The organism is Streptomyces pseudovenezuelae (assembly GCF_029892565.1).
In the GTDB taxonomy this organism is placed as follows: Bacteria; Actinomycetota; Actinomycetes; order Streptomycetales; family Streptomycetaceae; genus Streptomyces; species Streptomyces pseudovenezuelae_A.
In genome coordinates this window covers 478,922-497,360 of sequence record NZ_JARXVH010000007.1, presented here as the reverse complement: position 1 = coordinate 497,360, position 18,439 = coordinate 478,922, and the positions used below count along the sequence as shown (strand labels likewise).

Here is an 18,439-nt window from a genome sequence, read left to right as displayed (position 1 = left end):
CGTATCGCGATCGCCGCGGCTCACCCCCGCTATCCCCAACCTCACCTCTGTCTTTGCGACCGCACCCCCAGCAACCCGTTCTAGACACTCCCTTTGCAGTCCATTGGTTGCTGCAACGACCCCCCGGAAGCACAGTGACCCTGGCCGTCCCTCAGCTCAGGGGGCGGGAGCGATGCACGGGGGTAGGCAGAACGGTGGCGGATCACGTCAAGGTGTCCACGGCCGAGCTGAAGGAGATCAGCCGGTCGGTGGGGAAGTTGAAGGCGAACTTCGAGCATGCGCGGGACCTCGTCGATTCCTACGACGCCGAGATGGGGTCCGGCGATGTCGCGTCCGCGCTCGACGACTTCGCGGATGACTGGAAGAAGAAGCGGAAGCAGCTGTGTGACGGGTTGGAGTTTCTCGGGAGGACCGCCGGTGCGGCGGCGAAGGCGTACGACGGGCTTGATCAGCATCTCGCCGGTGCCTTGTTGAACGCGCAGTCCGGAGGGACGAGGGCGCGGTCCGGGGGCGCGGGGGACAAGTGAGTGATCGCGACTTCTCCGGGGTGGACTGGCAGACGGCCCGGTACGACGACAGGGAGTTCGCGCCGGGGGACCCGTACGAGGTGGCCCGGCTCGGCAAGCGGATCGCCGATACCGCCAAGCTGATCGAGGAGCAGGCCGGCAAGCTGCGGAATCTCGTCGACGGGAACGGGTGGGACTCCGATGCCGGGCGGGAGTTCCAGAGGAAGACCGAGGACACCGTCGGGCTGCTCACCGCGTCGCATCAGCGGTACGCGGCTGCCGGTGCCGCGCTCGGTTCCTCGGTGGCGTACGAACCCGTCTCCGACCAGGCACGGGAGAACTGGGCCACCGCCCTCAACCACGCCCAGAACCTGGTGCGTTCGGCGCTCAAGAAGGCCGGGGACGCCGATGCCGACGGCAGTCGGTATCGGCAGCAGATCGACCAGCATCCTGGCTCTGACCAACACCCCGACAAGCAGAAGCTGAAGCGGCAGAAGGACGCCGCGGACGGGGAGTTGGACGCCGCGAAGCGGGATCTGCGGCATGCGCTCGACTATCGGGACACCCAGGCGGGGTACGCCGCGAAGGCCATCCGGGACGCCGTCGACCACGACGGACTGAAGGATCCCAAGCATCACTGGTGGGACAACTGGAAGGACTGGGTCGCGGAGGTCGGGCACTGGGCGGGAGCCATCGCCGGGGTGTTGTGCCTCCTGGCCCTGGTGCTGAGCTGGGTTCCCGTCCTCGGTGAGGTGCTCGCCGCGCTGGCCCTGATCGCCTCCGTCGTCGCCCTCGTCTGCGACACCGTCTCCGCCCTGGACGGCAAGGGCACCTGGCTGGACGTCGCCATCGACGTGGTCGGCGTGCTGTCGTTCGGCGCCGGACGGATTCTGGGGACGGCCGCGAAAGAGGCGGCCACCGCCGCGCGAGGATCGGCCGCGCTGCGGCAGTTTCTCGCCCTGAGAGATCTGGGCGTGGACGCGAAACTGGCCGGTGAGAGTGCCGAGGCGCTCACGGGGGTCAAGGCGGGCAAGATCGGCGAGGCGCTGGCGAAGGGCCCGAACGGCGTGCTGCCGAAGATGCGGTCGATCGTCAAGGACTCCCTCGACTTCAAGGCGTACTACAACGACGTCCGAGAAGCCGTCACGAAGACGGCCCAGGATGACGGAATCCTCGCCGAGGGCAAGCTGCCCAGGCTGAGCGGCCTCGCCGACTCCGCCTTCAAGACCGTGGCTCAGTCGCGGAACGCCCTCTACCAGGCGAGCCAGATCCTGCCGACGGCCGCGGGCATCCTGAACGTGTCCCCCATGCACGACTGGGAACCGAGCTGGTTGGAGGCCAACGCCTTCGACGGGCTCAAGCACACGGCCGGTTGGGGGGCGAACGGAATCCCCTTCTACAACGGGCACTTGAAGGTCGCCGGAGGCTGAGACACCGGACGAGGCCGGACCACCGCGAGGCCCGTGAGGGCGAGGAGAGTACAGAGATCGTGGCACGTGAAGACGGCCCGACAGCCGACGAACTGTTCGCCCGGCTCGAACCGGGCAAGCAACGCGCGTTCGAGGAAGCCGGGTTGGGGCTGCCGGAATTGCGGCGGATCTCCGAGCAGGACGGCGACACGCGGCGCGTGCGGCTCATTCTGGACCACGCCGACGCACGTCCCCCGGACGACAACTCCCGTGTGTGGCCCTGGATCCGGCTGCCGCTGATCGCAGTCGTGGGCGTGGTCGTCTGCCTGGCCTCCACGTATCTGATCGACAAGTACGCCGTGTTCGTAGGCGTGGTCCTGGGCCTGGCCGTGATCCGGGGGGCGGTCAGGGCCCCTTCGGCGCGCGGTGGTCTCGTCGTGCGGGTTCTGGTGGTCGCCGCCTATGTCGTACTGATCTGGCCGGGGTCCCAGCAGGCCGACAAGTGGTATCTCCAGGTACGCGGGCAGGAGACCGCGGTCACGTACGCGAAGCCCGTCGACCGTGGGTCGCACGGCGTGACCACCCTCTACTGCCGGGTCAAGCTCCCTGACGGATCGATCCATCAGGTGTTCGAGAACGACAAGTGGTGCACTGACGAGACCATGGTCGGTACGAGGGCACAGGCGGTGGTCGATCCGGCGGGCCACTACCGGCCGTTCCTCGGGCGCAAGTCGGACCTCGACGACGGCCTCATCGACTATCTCTGCCTGGGTGCCGCCGCCGTCCTCGTCCTCGCACCGCTGACCGCCGCCGCCATGAGCCGGGCGAGTGGGATGCGGGGCAATCGGGGCAATCAGGACGGCCGGGCGCGCGATGCGGGCGGGGCGGCCGTATGACCGACGGACGGGCGCCCGGCGGACGTACGATCCGCGATCCGCGGGCCCGAGACGCCGCCACCCCCACCACGACCCCTACCCACGTCCCGCCCCCCTCCGACTACCGCCTCGCCGTGCCCGACGGCTGGGAGCGGATCGTGCTCGACAACCCCGAGCGCTGGACGCACCGCGTCGACAAGCTGGTCAAACGGGGGCTGCGGCGTACGCAGGCCACCCCGCAGCTCGAAGCGGCGCTCGCGGAGCGGATGCGGGCGCAGGCCGAGGCCGCGTATGCCAACGGCGGCGTGGAGATGTACTTCGCCCAACTGGTCCTCGGCCAGGTCCCCGTGTCCGCCGGCCTGGTCGTGACCGTCCTGCGGCCCGCACCTGGCACCGACCCCGGTGACCTCGCCGACATCGCCCGCTCCCTCGCCGTCCGCGCTGCCGAGAACGACGACGTCACCCTCGTGGACCTCCCCGCGGGCCCGGCCGTACGCCACCGCTACCTCCGGCGGCCCGCGCCCGACGACCCCGACGGCAACAAGCTCGCCGTCGCTCACCTGGACGTCCACCTCGCCGTCCCGCACAGTGACCAGCGGCTGCTGTTGTCCTTCTCCACGCCCACCGCGCCGCCGATGGAGCCGCTCGTGGAGGCCCTGGTGACGCTGTTCGACTCCGTCGCCCGCACCTTGCAATGGATGGCCTGATGCCCGAGTTCGCCGCCGCCACCGTTCGTCTGCGGGCGCCGGAGGACTCCGTCGCGCTGCCCGTGCGTACGTCCGTCGAGCTGGGCGCCTGGGCCGCGGAGGCCGCCCGGCGGCTCGCCGGCCCCGACGACGAGCCGAAGCTGCTCGACGCCCTCGCCGCGGAACTCCACGAGGCCGCCGCCGACACCCGCACCCGAGCCCCGATCACGGCCCTCTCCTACGTCCCCGAGCCCCGCCTCGGCGAACTGGCCCGCATCGAGCTCTCCGCGCTGACCGCCGACGACACGCACCCGACGATGACGGTCGACCTCCTCCACCGCTACCTCACCACCCCCTCGCCCCTTTCCTACCGCCCACCCGCCTCCGAACTCCGCCCCCTCCCCACCGGCCCCGCGATCCGCGTCCGCCACGCCCACGTCCAGGACCCCGACCGCGGCGGCACGGGCACGGTCCTTGAGACCTGCGCGTACGGAATCGTCCCGGACGCGAACTGGGGCCTCGTGCTGGTGACTTCGTGGCGGGCGTTGGCGTACACGGACGCGTTGTGCGAGCTGACGGACCGGCTTGCGTTGACGGTCGAGGTGACCTGAGCCGAGGTCGTGGGGGGATCATCGCTCGGCGCGTCGTTCGTCTATCTCCGAGGACACACCGCGTTGATGCCAACCACGCGACGGGGGACGGCCGCGGCCTGCCTCCTTGTCGCCCTTGCCCTCTCCGCGACCGGTTGCGGAAGCGACTTGAGCAACAACGCGGCCGACGGTACGGGCCTGGAGGCGGCCAAGCATGGCGCGTCGGGTTCCGCTTCGCCGTCCGCCGCCTCCTCCTCCGCCGCTGAGGGGAGCGCGCCGAGTTTCGACCTTCCGTCGGACATCACGGTGGCCGTCGAGAGGAAGGCGACGGGGGACGCCGTCAAGGACGCGATCCTGCGGGACGTCGCGTATTCGGCCGTCGTGAACGGGAGGGCGGCGGCGGTCCGTTACTGCGAGGACCAGACCACGGCGTACAGCAAGGGGATCAAGACGCGGAAGGTGCTGCGTACCCGGCCGAGCGACAAGGACTTCATCCTGTTCGCTGTGCAGGCGCAGAAGGACTCCGCCGGTGACTGGCAGGTGACGCAGGTGAGTTGGAAGAAGGCGGACGTTGCGTGCGTGCGGGGTTAGGGCTTGTTCTCGGCGCGCTCCGTCGGCTGTCGGTGACGTTCCGTTCGCGGGGGAGTCGCGTCCGCGAGCCAAGGTCATCGCGCCGCGTTGCCTCAGTCTCGTGAGTGATTCGTGCAGGCCTCATGGCCACTCAGTGACGAACGTCCCGCTACGGGCAGGATGTCGGGGCGGGTGCGGATTCGCGACCGCACAGACGGTGGGCGCTTCGGGGGGCGGGCGTAACGGGGAAATGTGCACCTCGCGTTGCGGATGGATAACGGTGGGCCCGGGGCGGAGCGAGGGCTGGGACGCGCCTTGAGGGGCTTATGTGTGGCTGATACGGTGCGATGGCTTGACACTCACCCCCGGCGATGGCATTCGCCCAGGTCGCAAGGGGATCTGGTGAAGTGTCCGGTTTTGACGAGAGTTTGACAGACGTGGCAGACACCATCGTGGTGGCAGAAACCATCTGGGGCGTACGGGGAGCGGTTGCGTGAAGATCCAAGAGCGTACGGGGGCGGGCGCGGGGCGTTCCGCGGTTCCGGCTCAGGCGGGGGTCGGTGACCGGCTTCCCACTCCTCCTCGCGAGCGCAAACCCGCGCTGGCCGCGTTGGCGGTGCTGCTGATCCTGGTCGGCGCGCTGGGCGCGACGATGCTTGTGCTGCAGGCCGGCGACCGGATCGAGGTCGTCAAGGTGACCAAGGAGATCCCGGCCGGGCAGTCGGTCAGCAGCACCAACGTGACCTCGGTGATGGTCGCCCAGGACAGTGGCATCCACTACATCGAGTGGTCCCAGCTGGGTGACCTGAAGAAGCTGAAGGCCATCAACACCATTCCGGGCGGCGTCGTGGCCGTCGGCGAGATGTTCGGCAGCCAGACAGGCGTCGCGGCGGGCAAGGCCACCGTCGGCCTCTCCCTCAAGGAGGGCCAGTACCCCGCTTCCGGCCTGAAGGTCGGCTCTGTTGTGGCGGCGTACCGGGTCGGCAGCGACAGCGGGTCGTCCGACTCCGGCAGCTCCAGTTCCTCCTCGGCGAGCAGCAACAGCCTGATCGTCGACCAGGCCCGGGTGACCTACGTGCCCCAGGGGAAGAGCGACGACCTCGTCAGCAGCACCAACCTGGCCGTCACCCTGACCGTCGACAGCGACAAGGCCGCCGTCCTGGCCCAGGCCGCCTCCAACGGCGAAGTGGCCCTCGTGCTCGTCCCCGGCAACTAGAAGGCGATCCCCAGACCATGGCCCTCATCGCCCTCGCCGCCGACAAGGGTTCCCCCGGCGTCACCACCGCGGCCGTCGCCCTCGCGGCGGTCTGGCCGCGGCGTGTTCTGCTCGCCGAGACCGACCCGGCGGGTGGGGACCTCGTGTACCGCAGTGCCGCCGCGCACGGCGGGCCGCTCAATCCCAACACCGGGATGTTGTCCATCGCCGCCACCGCCCGGCGCGGACTGGTTCCCGATCAACTCTGGGACCACGTACAGCCGTTGAGCGGTGGGCTCGAAGTGCTCGTCGGGCTCGGGATCGCGGAGCACGCCGCCGGTCTGGCCGGGCTGTGGCCCACCCTCGGGCACGCCTTCTCCGCGCTCGCCGACTCCCCGAACGCGCCCGCCGACGTCATCGCCGACTGCGGACGCATCAGTGGGGACACCCCTGCCGCCGAGCTGTTCCCGCATGCCGCACTGGTGTTGTTGATCAGCCGGACCGAGCCGGAGGCCATCGCGCGCGTGCGCGACCGGGCCGCCGCCCTCACCAACAAGCTGCACGGCGGTCCGCGCGGTGCCGCGAGCCTCGGTACGCCGCTGATCGGTGTCGTCCTGATCGCCGACCCGAACAACGCCGGCAAGCTCGCCAACCAGGTCAACGACATGCTCGTACACGCGCAGACCGGTGCGCGCGTGGTCGGCACCATCGCCGACGACCCGGCCGGGGCCGACCAGTTGGCCGGTCGCAAGCGCGGGCGGCTTGAGAAATCGCTGCTCATCCGGTCGGCCCGCAAGGTCACCGCCGATCTGTACCAGCAGTTCGGCGCCACCTGGTCCGCGCCCACCCACGGTCATGTCAACGGGCATGCGGGGGCCGGGACATGACGGCTGTCGACCACCAACTGGTCAAGCGGTTCCGGCAGGACGCCGGTGACCGTATCTCCGAACAGCGTCGCCTGGACCAGACCGACGGCGTCACGCCGATGTCCAACGAGGACGAGCGGCAGTACGCCCGCGCGGTCATAGCCCAGATCCTGGAGGAACACGCGCGGACGGAGATCAACGCCGGCCGTACGCCCCTGGACGCGGAGACCGAGGAGCAGTACGCCGCCGCCGTGCACGCCGCGCTCTTCGGTGTGGGGCGCCTGCAGCCGCTGTTGGACAATCCCGAGGTCGAGAACATCGACATCAACGGGTGCGACCAGGTGTTCGTGGGATACGCCAACGGGCAGGAAGTGAAAGGCGATCCGGTCGCCGAGTCCGACGAGGAGCTCATCGAGCTCATCCAGGTGCTCGGCGCGTACTCGGGTCTGTCCTCCCGGCCCTTCGACTCCGCGAACCCGCAGCTCGACCTGCGGCTGCCGGACGGTTCGCGTCTGTCGGCCGTCATGGACGTGGCCCGGCGGCCCGCGCTCTCCATCCGTCGCGCCCGCATGGGCAAGGTCTTCATCTCCGACCTCGTCGGGAACGGGACAGTCACCCCCGAGGTCGCCCACTTCATGGCCTGCGCGGTCCGCGCCCGCAAGAACATCATGATCGCCGGTGCCACCAACGCCGGTAAGACGACGCTGTTGAGGGCGTTGGCGAACGAAATCCCGCCGCACGAGCGACTCATCACCGTCGAGCGCGCCCTTGAGCTAGGCCTCGACACCTTTTCCGATCTCCACCCGAACGTCGTGGCGTTCGAGGAGCGGCTGCCCAACTCCGAGGGCCAGGGCGCCATCGCGATGGCCGAACTGGTCCGCCGTTCGCTGCGTATGAACCCCTCCCGCGTCATCGTCGGTGAGGTGCTCGGCGACGAGATCGTGACCATGCTGAACGCGATGTCGCAGGGCAACGACGGCTCGCTGTCCACGATCCACGCCAACAGCTCCAGCGAGGTCTTCAACCGTATTTCCACCTACGCGCTGCAGGCCAACGAGCGACTGCCCATCGAGGCCAGCCAGATGCTGATCGCGGGCGCGGTGAACTTCGTCGTCTTCATTCAGCGGCGGAACGAATTCCAGACGGGCGGCCGGCTCCAGCGCATGGTCACCTCCGTCCGTGAGGTCAACGGCGTCGACGGACGCGTGCTGTCCAGCGAGGTGTTCGCCGAGACCCCGGACGGCCGGGTCGTCCCGCACGCGCCGCTGGCCTGCCTGGAGGATCTGATCGCACAGGGCTACCGGCCCTCGGGATGGGGGTGACATGACCAACGAGGCTCTCGGCTCGCTCGGTTCCCTGGGCGGCCTGTTCTCCACGACCGTCCTGTACTCGGTCGGCACCGGTGTCGCCGTGGGCGGCGGACTCGCGCTGCTCATGATCGCCGTACGCGGGCTGCCCGTGAAGCCCGCCCACGAGAAGCAGAAGGCGGCCGAACGCGCCAGTGAGCTGATCCGGTTCGCCGGACAGCGCGGCTCGCTCGCGGCCATCGTCGGACTCGTCGTGCTGCTGCTGACCCGCTGGGCGGTGGCCGGCATCGCGGCCGGCATCCTCGTCTTCTTCTGGGACCGCCTCTTCGGCGGCGCCGGGGAGGAACGGGCCGCCATGAAACGGGTGGAGGCCCTCGCCTCCTGGACGGAGTCGCTGCGCGACACCATCGCCGGCGCGGTCGGCCTGGAGCAGGCCATCCCGGCGTCCGCGCGCGCCTCCGCACCGGTCCTGCGGCCCCATCTGGACGCGCTGGTAGACCGGTTGCGCTCCCGCACCCCGCTGCCCGAGGCGCTCCAGCACCTCGCCGACGAGATCAACGACGCGTCCGCCGACATCATCGTCGCCGCGCTCATCCTCAACGCCCGCCTGCGCGGCCCGGGTCTGCGCCAGGTCCTCGGCGCGCTCGCCAAGTCGGCGCGCGAAGAGGTCGACATGCGCCAGCGCGTGATGGCCCAACGGGCCTCCACCCGCCGCTCGGTGCAGATCGTCGTCGCCGTCTCGATCGCCTTCGTGCTCGGCCTGTCCATCTTCAACCGTGAGTTCGTCTCGCCCTACGGGACGCCCGTCGGCCAGCTCGTACTCGCCTGCGTCTGCGGCCTGTTCGCGCTCGGCTTCTGGTGGCTGCGCAAACTGTCGACCATCGAGACACCCGAACGCTTCCTGGTCCGCGACGAGTCGGCCGTGCAGTTCGTCCGGCCGCGCACACCGGCCGGTCCTGCCGGGACGCCCGGGGCACCTGGGCCGGGTCACCAGGAAGAGGGGGTACGACGATGAGCCTGACGATGCCGATCGTCGTCGGCGCGGTCCTGGGCCTGGGCATCTACGCCCTCGTCCGCGCCCTGATGCCGTCCAAGCGCAGTGCGGTCGCGCAGGTCGCGCGGATCGACGCGATGCGGGCGCGCGGGGCGGCGTACGAGTCGTCCCGCACGGCTCCCGACACGGGCCGGATCGGCTCGCTGCGAGCCCAAGTCGGCGCGCGCGTCTCGGAGTTCTACCTTCAGCAGGGCTGGGAGCAGCGCTCCCTGCGCGCGGACCTGGCCGTCCTGGACCGCAGTTGGGAGAACTTCCTCGCGACGAAGGTGCTGCTGTCCGTGGCGGGGCTGTTCTTCGGACCGTTCCTGTTCGCGGTGGTCTGGACGCTGGGCGTGGGCAGCAGCCCGATGATCCCGGTCTGGCTGGCGCTCGCGTTCGCGCTCGTCTTCTTCCTCCTGCCCGATCTGGAGGTGCGGCGGGACGCCGCCGAGAAGCGGCGCGACCTGCGGCGCGTGATCGGGGCGTACCTGGACCTGGTGTCCATGAGCCTGGCCGGCGGCCGCGGTCTGCCCGAGGCGCTGATGGCCGCCGCCGAGGTCTCCGACGGCTGGGCCACCCAGCGCATCCGCAACGCTCTCGCCGACGCCCGCATCACCGGCATCAGCCAGTGGCAGGCGCTGGGCCAACTCGGCGAGGAGATCGGTGTGGAGGAGCTCAAGGACCTCTCCGCCTCCCTGGCCCTGGTGGCCGACGACGGCGCGAAGGTCCGCGAGTCCCTCTCCTCCCGCGCCGAGACGATGCGGCACCGCGAACTCGCCGAGATCGAGGGCAGCGCGGGCGAGAAGTCGCAGTCGATGCTCGTCGCGCAGCTGCTGCTGTGCGCGGGCTTCCTGGTGTTCCTGATCTTTCCGGCGGCGATGCGGGTGTTCCAGGTGTCATGACGCGAGCTGTGACAACAGCGACAGCCGACCGGCGGCAGTCCGCCGGCGACCTGCTTCCTAGAACTCCCGAGCTCTCCGAGATCTCCCGAGAGGACAACTCACCATGAACACACGGAACTTCAGCACCGGCATCCCGGCCATGGACTTTCTGGTCACGTTCCTTCAGGGCCGCGTCCAGCGGGCCCGCTCCGGCGAACTGGACCGCGGCGCCTCCGCGGTGGAGTGGGTCATCATCTCCGCCGTCGTGGTGGCGATCGTGGGCGTGGTCGCCGCGATCATCAACGCCGCCCTGAGCGACGGCGCCAACAAGGTCGGCAACTGCATCAAGGGCGCCGACGCGGGCAAGACCTGCTGAACGCCCCTACAGAGCCTGTCAGTTCTGCACATACGTCGAATTCTGCAACGGGGATGTCGGTGCGCGTACGTCGCTGGGTACGCCGTCGGGTGGAGGCCGCCTCCGCCCGCGGTGAGTCCGGCATGACCGCGATCGAGTTCGTCCTGCTCACGCCGGTGCTGTTCTTCATGATCTTCGCCACGGTCCAGTTCGCGCTGTACTTCTTCGCGGACCACGTGGCCCAGGCGGCGGCCCAGGCCGGTGCCCGCAAGGCCCGCGCCACCGCGCACGACCAGCCGGGCGCCTGGCGCGGCGAGGCACAGGACGTGGTCGACAGCTACATCAGCCAACTCGGCCCGCAACTGGTCCTGTCGCCGCGCGTGACCATGCTCCAGCCGGAGCAGAACACGGTCGGCGTGGAGATCACGGCACGGGTGCCCACGGTCTTCCCCGGACTGGATCTGACGGTGCACGCGCAGTCGCAGGGGCCGGTGGAGAGGTTTGTGCGGGAGGGGGACAACTGATGCGGTTCGCTGTCCCTCGCCGGGTTCTTCGGCGGATTCCTCGCCGGGACGACGACCGGGGCCTGTCCACCATCGAGGTCGTGATCCTGGCGCCGGTGATGATCCTGTTCATCCTGGTTTTGGTGGCCTTCGGGCAACTGGTCGACGGGCGGGGCGCGTTGGACGGCGCCGCCCGGGACGCGGCGCGCGCGGGCTCGATCCAGAAGGACCACGGGACGGCCATGGCCGAGGCGAAGAAGGCGGCTACGGCCGACCTGGAGGACGTCTGCTCCGGTCCGGTGACCGTCGTACAGACCAGCCAGGGCTTCGAGGCGGACACCATCTTCACCGTCGAGGTCAGCTGCGAGGTGCGGGGCCTGGCGATGCTCGGCCTGGACGTGCCGACGCGGCTCACGGCGAGCTTCAGTTCGCCGCTGGATCCGTTCCGGAGGACGGTGTGAGCGGCGTGAGGGGGCTGAACGGTGTGAGCGAGCACGTGCGTACGTGGCTGTCGTCCCGTCGCGCCCACCTGGACGACCGGGGTTCGGGCGCCGGCGCGGTCATCATCTTCGCGCTGGTCTTCCTCTCCCTGTCGGCCTTCGTCATCGACGGCGGCCTGTCCATCTCCAAGCGGGAACGCGCGGCGGACATAGCGGAACAGGCCGCCCGGTACGCCGCCCAGGACATCGACCGCGACGCCCTCTACGACGACGAGGGCGGCCCCGCACCGATCAACTACGAGGACTGCGACGCCCGGGTGAAGACCTTCGCCCGCGAGATGGACATGCGGGGCGCGGACATCGCGGCGACCCACTGTGTGCTGGCGGACGCCGAACAGGTCGAGGTCGAGGTGCAGTTGACGTACTCGCCCGTCTTCAGCGGCATGTTCTACGGCGGGGACGTGGTCGTGCACGGGCAGGCGGTGGCGCGGAACGAGGTGGGGTGAGGCGGAGGCGGGTGAAGCGGAGGCGGGGTGAAGCGGCGAGGCGCCGGGTGGCCCTGCGGGGAGCGGCCGGTCACTTCTTCTGCTCCTCCTCCTTGACCCCGTCCTTCACCTTCTTCTCCAGGTCGAGGTCCAGCTTGCGGAACTCCCGGACGACCGCGTCCGACATGTCGGCGAGGGAGTCGAGCTGCTGGGTGATGTCCTCGCGGCCGTCCTCCCAGTTGGACTCGAAGTCGCCGAGGGCGTCGTTGACACTGCCGTCGCCGATGTCGTCGCGGTAGGACTCGAAGAGCTTCTTGGTGTGGTCGAGCCGGGTCTTGAGGGAGCGCAGTTTGCCCCCGTACTCCTCCAGCTCGCTGAGCGGCAGCGCGAGATCGCTCTTGCCCTTGCCCATGTGACCTCCCCCGATCCCGATCTCGTAGTCTGGCGGCACCGTACAACGGAACGGAGACCGACGTCATGGCCCGATACATGGAAGCGCTCACGATCGAGCGCGGAGGGTTCCTGATCAAGGTGCCCGAGTCGTGGTGGGAGTTCGACGTACGGCCGGAGTCACGGGACGACTCGATCCGCCGCATGGTGACCGAACGGGTCGAGCAGCACCCGGAGTTGGCCCAGTACCGGGACACGTACACCGCCTTCCTGCAGAAGGCCGCCGCCGAAGCCTGGAAGTCCGGCGCGCTGTACTGCGGTTGCATGGCGGACACCTTCGGCGGCGCCACCCCGATCACCGCGTCGGTGACGGTCTCGATCGTCGGCGGCCGCACCCGCGACGGCGCCCCCCTCTCGACGGACCCGGCCGCGATCGCCGCGGGCCTGGCGTCCAAGGAGGCGAAGAAGGAGGGCGACTCCTGGCGCAAGGTGACGACGGTCGACCTGCCGGGAGTGGGGCCGGCGGCCCGTACCTTCGGCATCGAGGACATCGTCGTACCGGACGACGCGCTGAACCGCACGGTGCGTGCCGTACTGATGCAGACGTTCATTCCGGTGCCGGGGCAGGAGGGGAAGGCGGCGTTGGTGGCGGGGAGCAGTCAGGTGCTCGACCTTGCCGACTCGTTCTTCGACATCTTCGATGCGATCACGTCTACGTTCCGGTTCACGGGCTGATGGGTTGATGCGCTGATGAGGCATGGGTTGGTGGGCTGACGGGCCGATGGATGTCACAGGAGTCTCAGCACCGTGGGTCGTCTGCGTCCCGCACGGGGCGGCCGAGGTCCAACGGCAGTTGTCGGCGTTGGAGGCGAGGGGCGGGCGCGTCCACCACTTCGACGCGCGCGACCTGACGACCGAGCAGGGGATCCACGGTTCGTTCGCCGAAGTCCTGCAATTCCCGGCCTACTTCGGCAGGAACTGGGACGCCTTGGTCGACTGCCTGGGTGATCTGTGCGGTGCGGTCACGGGTGGTGGCGTGGGGATCGCGGGCGTCATCCGTGATGCGGATCGGCTCCTGGAGGCGGAGTTCTTCCCGCTGTTCGTGTCGGTCCTCTGCCAGGGGGCGGATCGGGCGAATGCCTCGGTGGACCTCGACGGCTTGCCGTTGGACCGACCCGCCCTTGCCGAGCACTTCGTTCTTGAGTTCAGGGACTTCGATCCTGGGGCGATCGAACTCCGGATCAGGCAGCCCGAGTTGGCCGTCACCGTGGGGGACGGGTTCGTCGGCGCTGCCCTCGATCCCGAGGAGTGGCGTTGACCCAGGTCGACTGGCTGACCGGCGAAGGGCTGTCCGGCATCGACGACCCCGCCGCGGTGGACGCCGCTTTCGAACGCCGTGAGGAGCATCTCGGTACGGCGGTGATCGGGCTGGCGCTGACGTGCCCGCCGGACGTGGCGTCGCCGCGCATCGTGCGGGCGATGCGAGTGCTGGAGGCCCCTCGGCGGGAGTTCGCGTTCACCGCGGCCGGCACCGTGGCGCGGCTTCACGGCACTCTGACACCGGAGTTGTACGCGGCACTGCGTGCGGAGGGCCCTGGTGGCGTCGCCGAGAACGCCATCCGGGACGTGCTGACCTTCGTACCGTTCCGACAGTTGCCACCGTGGTTCAAGTGGCGGTTGCTGTGGACGACAGTGCGGGACACAGCGCTGGGCTGGTGGCTCCGTTTGTCCTCTTCGCTTCGAACCTGAGTGCCGTGTAAGTTCGCGTGTGCATACGGTTGTTGATGGCGTTGTGCGCGTGACGGGGGTTGCGGGATGGTTGGGTATCGGCCGGCGGACTGGCATGTGCTGGATCTGGACAAGGACCCGACCCCTGGCGATCCCGATCGTGTGCGCTCGCTGGCCAAGGAGTTGCACGACTTTGCGGACGACGTCTCCGATGCCCTGCGTCTCGTCAAGGGGATGGCCGAGGATGACGCGACGTTGCAGTGGGCGGGGAAGTCGGCGGAGGTGTTCCGGGATCAGTTCTCGGGTGTGCCGAAGAATCTGAAGAAGCTGAAGAAGTCGTACGAGTTGTGCGGGAACGCTCTGACCGATTTCTGGCCGAAGTTGGAGCGGGCGCAGGCGCTGGCGGACAAGGCGTTGGTGAAGGCGCGGGAGGCTCGTAACAACCTGTCCTCCGCCCAGTCCCGGCTGTCCTCCGCCGACTCGTGGGTGACGCGGGCGTCGAAGGAGTCGGACAAGTACAAGGACGACCCGACGGGCAGTAAGTCGGATGCGGACAAGCCGGATGAGGCGAAGGTCCGTGCCGCGACGCGTGATGTGCAGAACGCCAAGTCGGCTCATACCAAGGCTCAGTCGGATGTCTCCGACGCTCAGGATGCTCTGGCTGCGGCGAAGAAGATGGCGGCGGATGCGCGCCAGATGCGGGATGAGGCTGCGCGAGACGCCAAGCGGAAGATCGATGAGGCGTCCGATGCCGGTATTCAGAACCGGTCGTGGTGGGAGGACGTAGGCGACTGGTTCGAGGACAACTGGGACACCATCGTCACGGTCTGCAAGGTCGTCGTGGCGGTGCTCGGCATCGTCGCGATGATTATCGGTGGGCCGATTCTGGGTGCGATCGTGCTGATCGCCGCGCTCGTCGTGCTGGCGGACACGCTCTATAAATACTCGAAGGGCCAAGCGTCTCTGTGGGACGTGGGCTTTGCCGCCTTGGACTGCATACCCGGCATGAAGGGCCTGACCTCGCTCGGCAAGCTCGCCAAGGGCATGAAGGTCCTCGGCAAGGGCGGACTCAAAGGTATGGCGCTCGGTGCGAAGGGCCTCGGCAAGGCCACCCGCTCGCTCGGCCGCCCGATGAAGAAGCTCATCACCTGCGGCGACCCGATCGACATGGCCACGGGACAGATGGTCATGTCGGAGACCGACATCCTCTTGGACGGCATCCTTTCGCTGGAGTTGGAGCGTCATCACCGCTCCGGTCTACGGTCCGGCCGGTGGTTCGGTCCCAGTTGGGCATCCACCTTGGACCAGCGACTCATCCTCGACCCGGACGGCGTCCGGTTCACCACGGCGGACGGGATGATCCTCATCTACCCGGTGCCGGAACCGGACATCGCCGTGCTGCCGGTCGAGGGTCCACGCTGGCCGTTGGAATGGGACGCGGCCGAGTCCGGCACCATGATCGTGCGGCAGCCGGACTCCGATCTGAGTCTCCGTTTCCGCCCGTTGCCCGGCAAGACGCTCGCCGAACTGCCCCTGGCTGCCGTCACCGACCGCAACGGCAATGCGATCACCGTGGCCTACGGGGCGGACGGGGCCCCGCAAGAGGTGGCGCACACGGGCGGTTACCGCGTAGGGGTGAGCGTCGACCAAGGACGCATCACAGCGTTCACCCTGCTCAGCGATCCCGAGCAGCCGGTCGTCGTGCGCTATGGATACGACGCCCACGGCAACCTCACGGAGATCTACAACTCCTCCGGGCTTCCGCTGAAGTTCTCCTATGACGAGCAACGTCGCATCACCGGGTGGGAGGACCGCAACCGGACGTGGTACCGCTACACGTACGACTCCGAAGGTCGCTGCCTCCGCACCGAGGGCACCGACGGAATCCTCGACTACGCCTACTCCTACGACCTGGAGAGCCACACCTCTGTGGCGACGAACTCCCTGGGACACAGGACCACTTACCACTTCAACGACGCCTACCAACTCGTGGCCGAGACGGATCCGCTCGGACACATCACGAGCCGGGCCTGGGACCGCTACGACAACCTCCTCTCGCTCACCGATCCCCTCGGCCGAACCACCGCCTACGAGTACGACGCGTCGGGCAACACCGTCCGGGTCGTCCATCCCGACGCCGGCTCCGCCCGCTACGCGTACGACGCTCACGGCCAACTCATTTCGGCCACGGAAGAGGACGGTGCGTACTGGCGGTACGACCACGACGACCGCGGGAACGTAGTCGGGATCACGGATCCTGTCGGGGCCACCACCGTCTACACGTATGACGAGCGCGGTGCCGTCGCATCGGTCACCGACGGGCTCGGCCACGAGAGCCGGGTGCGCAGCAACGAAGCCGGTCTGCCCACCACCGTTGTCACCCCCGTCGGAGCCGTCACCCGATTCGCCTACGACGCGTTCGGCCGTGTCCGTCAGGTCGTCGAGCCCGACGGTGGAACGACGGTGGTCGGCTGGACGATCGAGGGGCGTCCCGCCCGCCGGAGCTATCCCGACGGTCTCCGTGAGACCTGGGTGCACGACGCCGAGGGCAACCTCCTCACCCACACCGATGTCCGTGGTCGCGTCACCCGATTCGAACCTGCCCCCTTCGACCGGACCGCCGCCAGGGTCGACCCGGACGGTGCGCGGATCGAGTTCACCCACGACACGGAGTTGCGTCCCATCCGTGTTCGCGACGCGCAGGGACACAACTGGGCCTACGAGTACGACCCCTTGGGCAATGTCGTGCGCGAGAAGGACTTCAACGGCAGGACCGTCACCTATCGCTACGATGCCGCCAACCGGATCACGGAGCGGACCAACGGCGCAGGCCAGACGGTCCGTTACCACCATGACCTTCTTGACCGGGTCATCGAGCAGCGAGACTCGGAGGGCCGGGTCACGCAATTCGAGTACGCCCAAGGCGGCGGCCTCGTCCGCGCGGGCAACCAGGATGCCGAGCTGCTCTTCACGTACGACGCCCACGGCCGCGTCCTGACGGAGACCTGCAACGGTCGGGTGCTGACCAACACGTACGACATCCTCGGCCGACGCGTGCGACGACGGACTCCCGGTGAGGTGGTCAGCGAGTGGCGATACGACGCGGCGCACCAGCCGGTCGAACTACGCGGCTCCGGCAGGACCGTGGCGTTCGGGTACGACGTCGCCGGGCACGAGATCCTGCGCTCCCTTCCGTCGGGTGCATCGCTGGAGCAGGAGTGGAGCGCCGCCGGGCATCGCCTGGTGTCCCAGACCGTACGTGCTCCCGAAACGGCGTTCGGCTCCCGTGGCCGGTCGTACTCCTACCGCTCGGACGGCCTGCCCAACTCCGTCGTGGACTCCGTCACGGGGCCGGCTGCGTACGAACTGGACGCGACCGGCCGGGTCACGTCCGTCACCTCCGGCGACCGGCAGGAGAAGTACGCGTACGACACGGTGGGGAACCTCGTCCGTTCCGAGCTGTCGTCCGCGACCGAGGACCAGCCGAGCGGTGTCCAGGGGCGGATGACGTACAGCGGGACGCTGGTGCAGACGGCCGGGCGGTCCAGGTACGAGCACGACGCCCAGGGCAGGGTGGTGCGTCACACGCGGGTACTCCTGTCGGGCGGATCGCGGACCTGGCTGTTCACATGGGACGCCGAGGACCGTCTGAGGAGCGTCACCACCCCGGACGGAAGTCGCTGGCGTTACCGCTACGACCCGTTGGGCAGGCGCATCGCCAAGGAGCTTCTCGCCGCGGACGACGAAACCGTGGTCGAGCGTACGGATTTCGTCTGGGACGGCACTCGGCTGGCCGAGGAGAGCCGGTCGAGCACGATCGGGAGCGGCGAGAAGAGCGTCACCACCTGGGACTGGGAGCCGGGCGGAGACCGTCCTCTGGTCCAGCGCACCGGTTCCGGAGGGAATCCCGATGACGAGGCGTGGGTCGACGCGCAGTTCTATGCCATCGTCACCGATCTCGTCGGCACCCCCACCGAACTCGTCGACGACTCGGGGGACACGGTCTGGCGGTCCCACCACACCCTCTGGGGGCTGCCGCTGCGTACGCCGGCGCAGGGTCTCGCGAACTGCCCTCTGCGGTTCCCGGGTCAGTACTTCGACGCCGAGACGGGGCTTCACTACAACCTCCACCGCTACTACGACCCTGGCACGGCGCGCTATCACAGCCCAGACCCACTGGGTCTCGAACCCGCCCCGCACCACCACAACTACGTGGTCAACCCGCTCGTCTGGCTCGACCCGCTGGGGCTCGCGCCCTCTTGCAAGGCCGTCATCCGGCACTACACGGACAAGACGGGATACAACAAAATCATGGGCAGCGGCGGTAAGGACGGCATCACCCTCAAGGTCCCGAGGAGCACAAAGGGCAAGAACGCGGCGGCGGTTTATGTCAGCCCCATGAGCCCCGCCGACGTGGCGAAGAAGCCTGGCGGGTTCAAGTCCTACCTCGGTCTCACGAAGGAGAAGAGCGAGTACATGATCGAGTTCGAGGCCGAGAAGAAGTTGTTCTCGGGACGGCTGAGGGGCGGTCGTGAACATATCTGGTTCTCCAACAGCGATGTGGCCATCCCGCGTGACGCGATCAGGTATCACGGCCCGACCTCGGGCTGGAAAGGCTGA

General features: G+C 68.7%; 20 protein-coding genes. 19 read left to right on the top strand and 1 reads right to left on the bottom strand.

Translation table 11 applies throughout. From position 1 onward, the window contains the following. Positions 1 to 212 precede the first annotated feature (212 nt). From M2283_RS25260 to M2283_RS25190, 15 genes are all read left to right on the top strand, one after another. Positions 213 to 527, top strand: coding sequence for a hypothetical protein (locus M2283_RS25260; RefSeq protein ID WP_280878624.1), 315 nt, complete (start codon positions 213 to 215; stop codon positions 525 to 527). After that, on the top strand, positions 524 to 1,936 hold the full coding sequence (locus tag M2283_RS25255) for a hypothetical protein (protein ID WP_280878623.1): 1,413 nt from the start codon (positions 524 to 526) through the stop codon (positions 1,934 to 1,936). Before M2283_RS25260 ends, M2283_RS25255 begins: the two co-directional genes overlap by 4 nt. A 59-nt stretch (positions 1,937 to 1,995) precedes the next feature. Continuing rightward, positions 1,996 to 2,811, top strand: coding sequence for a hypothetical protein (locus M2283_RS25250; RefSeq protein WP_280878622.1), 816 nt, complete (start codon positions 1,996 to 1,998; stop codon positions 2,809 to 2,811). After that, positions 2,808 to 3,497, top strand: a complete 690-nt coding sequence (locus M2283_RS25245) for a hypothetical protein (RefSeq protein WP_280878621.1) — start codon at positions 2,808 to 2,810, stop codon at positions 3,495 to 3,497. Before M2283_RS25250 ends, M2283_RS25245 begins: the two co-directional genes overlap by 4 nt. After that, the gene (locus M2283_RS25240) at positions 3,497 to 4,087 is read left to right on the top strand and encodes a hypothetical protein (protein ID WP_280878620.1); all 591 of its coding nucleotides are present in this window, start codon (positions 3,497 to 3,499) and stop codon (positions 4,085 to 4,087) included. The genes M2283_RS25245 and M2283_RS25240 overlap by 1 nt, the downstream gene beginning before the upstream one ends. A 147-nt stretch (positions 4,088 to 4,234) precedes the next feature. Further along, on the top strand, positions 4,235 to 4,657 hold the full coding sequence (locus M2283_RS25235) for a hypothetical protein (RefSeq protein WP_280878619.1): 423 nt from the start codon (positions 4,235 to 4,237) through the stop codon (positions 4,655 to 4,657). Between the two features lie 472 nt (positions 4,658 to 5,129). Next, positions 5,130 to 5,852: a hypothetical protein gene (locus M2283_RS25230; protein WP_280878618.1), complete on the top strand. Its 723-nt coding sequence runs from the start codon at positions 5,130 to 5,132 to the stop codon at positions 5,850 to 5,852. A 17-nt stretch (positions 5,853 to 5,869) separates the two neighbouring features. Further along, a complete protein-coding gene (locus M2283_RS25225) occupies positions 5,870 to 6,718 on the top strand; it encodes a hypothetical protein (RefSeq protein WP_280878617.1) in 849 nt (282 codons plus the stop codon). After that, on the top strand, positions 6,715 to 8,019 hold the full coding sequence (locus tag M2283_RS25220) for a CpaF family protein (RefSeq protein WP_280878616.1): 1,305 nt from the start codon (positions 6,715 to 6,717) through the stop codon (positions 8,017 to 8,019). The genes M2283_RS25225 and M2283_RS25220 overlap by 4 nt, the downstream gene beginning before the upstream one ends. Position 8,020: 1 nt before the next feature. Then, complete coding sequence (locus M2283_RS25215; RefSeq protein ID WP_280878615.1) at positions 8,021 to 9,019, top strand: type II secretion system F family protein; 999 nt, start codon at positions 8,021 to 8,023, stop codon at positions 9,017 to 9,019. After that, on the top strand, positions 9,016 to 9,939 hold the full coding sequence (locus M2283_RS25210; RefSeq protein WP_280878614.1) for a type II secretion system F family protein: 924 nt from the start codon (positions 9,016 to 9,018) through the stop codon (positions 9,937 to 9,939). The genes M2283_RS25215 and M2283_RS25210 overlap by 4 nt, the downstream gene beginning before the upstream one ends. 103 nt (positions 9,940 to 10,042) lie before the next feature. After that, on the top strand, positions 10,043 to 10,294 hold the full coding sequence (locus M2283_RS25205) for a hypothetical protein (protein ID WP_280878613.1): 252 nt from the start codon (positions 10,043 to 10,045) through the stop codon (positions 10,292 to 10,294). A gap of 53 nt (positions 10,295 to 10,347) precedes the next feature. Beyond that, positions 10,348 to 10,797 carry a TadE family protein gene (locus M2283_RS25200; RefSeq protein ID WP_280878612.1) on the top strand — a complete coding sequence of 150 codons (450 nt, stop codon included), beginning with the start codon at positions 10,348 to 10,350 and terminating at the stop codon, positions 10,795 to 10,797. After that, the gene (locus tag M2283_RS25195) at positions 10,797 to 11,237 is read left to right on the top strand and encodes a TadE/TadG family type IV pilus assembly protein (protein WP_280878611.1); all 441 of its coding nucleotides are present in this window, start codon (positions 10,797 to 10,799) and stop codon (positions 11,235 to 11,237) included. The genes M2283_RS25200 and M2283_RS25195 overlap by 1 nt, the downstream gene beginning before the upstream one ends. A gap of 23 nt (positions 11,238 to 11,260) precedes the next feature. Continuing rightward, the gene (locus tag M2283_RS25190; protein ID WP_280878610.1) at positions 11,261 to 11,722 is read left to right on the top strand and encodes a TadE/TadG family type IV pilus assembly protein; all 462 of its coding nucleotides are present in this window, start codon (positions 11,261 to 11,263) and stop codon (positions 11,720 to 11,722) included. 70 nt (positions 11,723 to 11,792) lie between these two features. Here the strand turns inward: M2283_RS25190 and M2283_RS25185 are convergent, their stop codons facing one another. Next, positions 11,793 to 12,113, bottom strand: coding sequence for a hypothetical protein (locus tag M2283_RS25185; RefSeq protein ID WP_280878609.1), 321 nt, complete (start codon positions 12,111 to 12,113; stop codon positions 11,793 to 11,795). Between the two features lie 65 nt (positions 12,114 to 12,178). Between M2283_RS25185 and M2283_RS25180 the strand changes: the two genes are divergently transcribed. The 4 genes from M2283_RS25180 to M2283_RS25165 all read left to right on the top strand — a co-directional run bounded on the left by M2283_RS25180 (position 12,179) and on the right by M2283_RS25165 (position 18,439). Further along, positions 12,179 to 12,826 carry a hypothetical protein gene (locus tag M2283_RS25180; protein ID WP_280878608.1) on the top strand — a complete coding sequence of 216 codons (648 nt, stop codon included), beginning with the start codon at positions 12,179 to 12,181 and terminating at the stop codon, positions 12,824 to 12,826. A gap of 46 nt (positions 12,827 to 12,872) precedes the next feature. Then, entirely contained in the window at positions 12,873 to 13,409 is a 537-nt protein-coding gene (locus M2283_RS25175) for a barstar family protein (protein WP_280878607.1), read from the top strand. Then, the gene (locus tag M2283_RS25170) at positions 13,406 to 13,840 is read left to right on the top strand and encodes a hypothetical protein (protein ID WP_280878606.1); all 435 of its coding nucleotides are present in this window, start codon (positions 13,406 to 13,408) and stop codon (positions 13,838 to 13,840) included. The genes M2283_RS25175 and M2283_RS25170 overlap by 4 nt, the downstream gene beginning before the upstream one ends. Positions 13,841 to 13,936: 96 nt before the next feature. Beyond that, positions 13,937 to 18,439 (top strand): DUF6531 domain-containing protein, encoded by a 4,503-nt coding sequence (locus M2283_RS25165; RefSeq protein WP_280878605.1) that lies wholly within the window; start codon positions 13,937 to 13,939, stop codon positions 18,437 to 18,439.

Excerpts from the sequence above, each read along its gene's own strand:
- M2283_RS25175 (WP_280878607.1), top strand. The coding sequence starts at position 12,873 with ATGGATGTCACAGGAGTCTCAGCACCGTGGGTCGTCTGCGTCCCGCAC.
- M2283_RS25215 (WP_280878615.1), top strand. The coding sequence starts at position 8,021 with ATGACCAACGAGGCTCTCGGCTCGCTCGGTTCCCTGGGCGGCCTGTTC.
- M2283_RS25240 (WP_280878620.1), top strand. The coding sequence starts at position 3,497 with ATGCCCGAGTTCGCCGCCGCCACCGTTCGTCTGCGGGCGCCGGAGGAC.
- M2283_RS25220 (WP_280878616.1), top strand. The coding sequence starts at position 6,715 with ATGACGGCTGTCGACCACCAACTGGTCAAGCGGTTCCGGCAGGACGCC.
- M2283_RS25185 (WP_280878609.1), bottom strand. The coding sequence starts at position 12,113 with ATGGGCAAGGGCAAGAGCGATCTCGCGCTGCCGCTCAGCGAGCTGGAG.
- M2283_RS25195 (WP_280878611.1), top strand. The coding sequence starts at position 10,797 with ATGCGGTTCGCTGTCCCTCGCCGGGTTCTTCGGCGGATTCCTCGCCGG.
- M2283_RS25225 (WP_280878617.1), top strand. The coding sequence starts at position 5,870 with ATGGCCCTCATCGCCCTCGCCGCCGACAAGGGTTCCCCCGGCGTCACC.
- M2283_RS25245 (WP_280878621.1), top strand. The coding sequence starts at position 2,808 with ATGACCGACGGACGGGCGCCCGGCGGACGTACGATCCGCGATCCGCGG.
- M2283_RS25205 (WP_280878613.1), top strand. The coding sequence starts at position 10,043 with ATGAACACACGGAACTTCAGCACCGGCATCCCGGCCATGGACTTTCTG.
- M2283_RS25210 (WP_280878614.1), top strand. The coding sequence starts at position 9,016 with ATGAGCCTGACGATGCCGATCGTCGTCGGCGCGGTCCTGGGCCTGGGC.
- M2283_RS25200 (WP_280878612.1), top strand. The coding sequence starts at position 10,348 with ATGTCGGTGCGCGTACGTCGCTGGGTACGCCGTCGGGTGGAGGCCGCC.
- M2283_RS25180 (WP_280878608.1), top strand. The coding sequence starts at position 12,179 with ATGGCCCGATACATGGAAGCGCTCACGATCGAGCGCGGAGGGTTCCTG.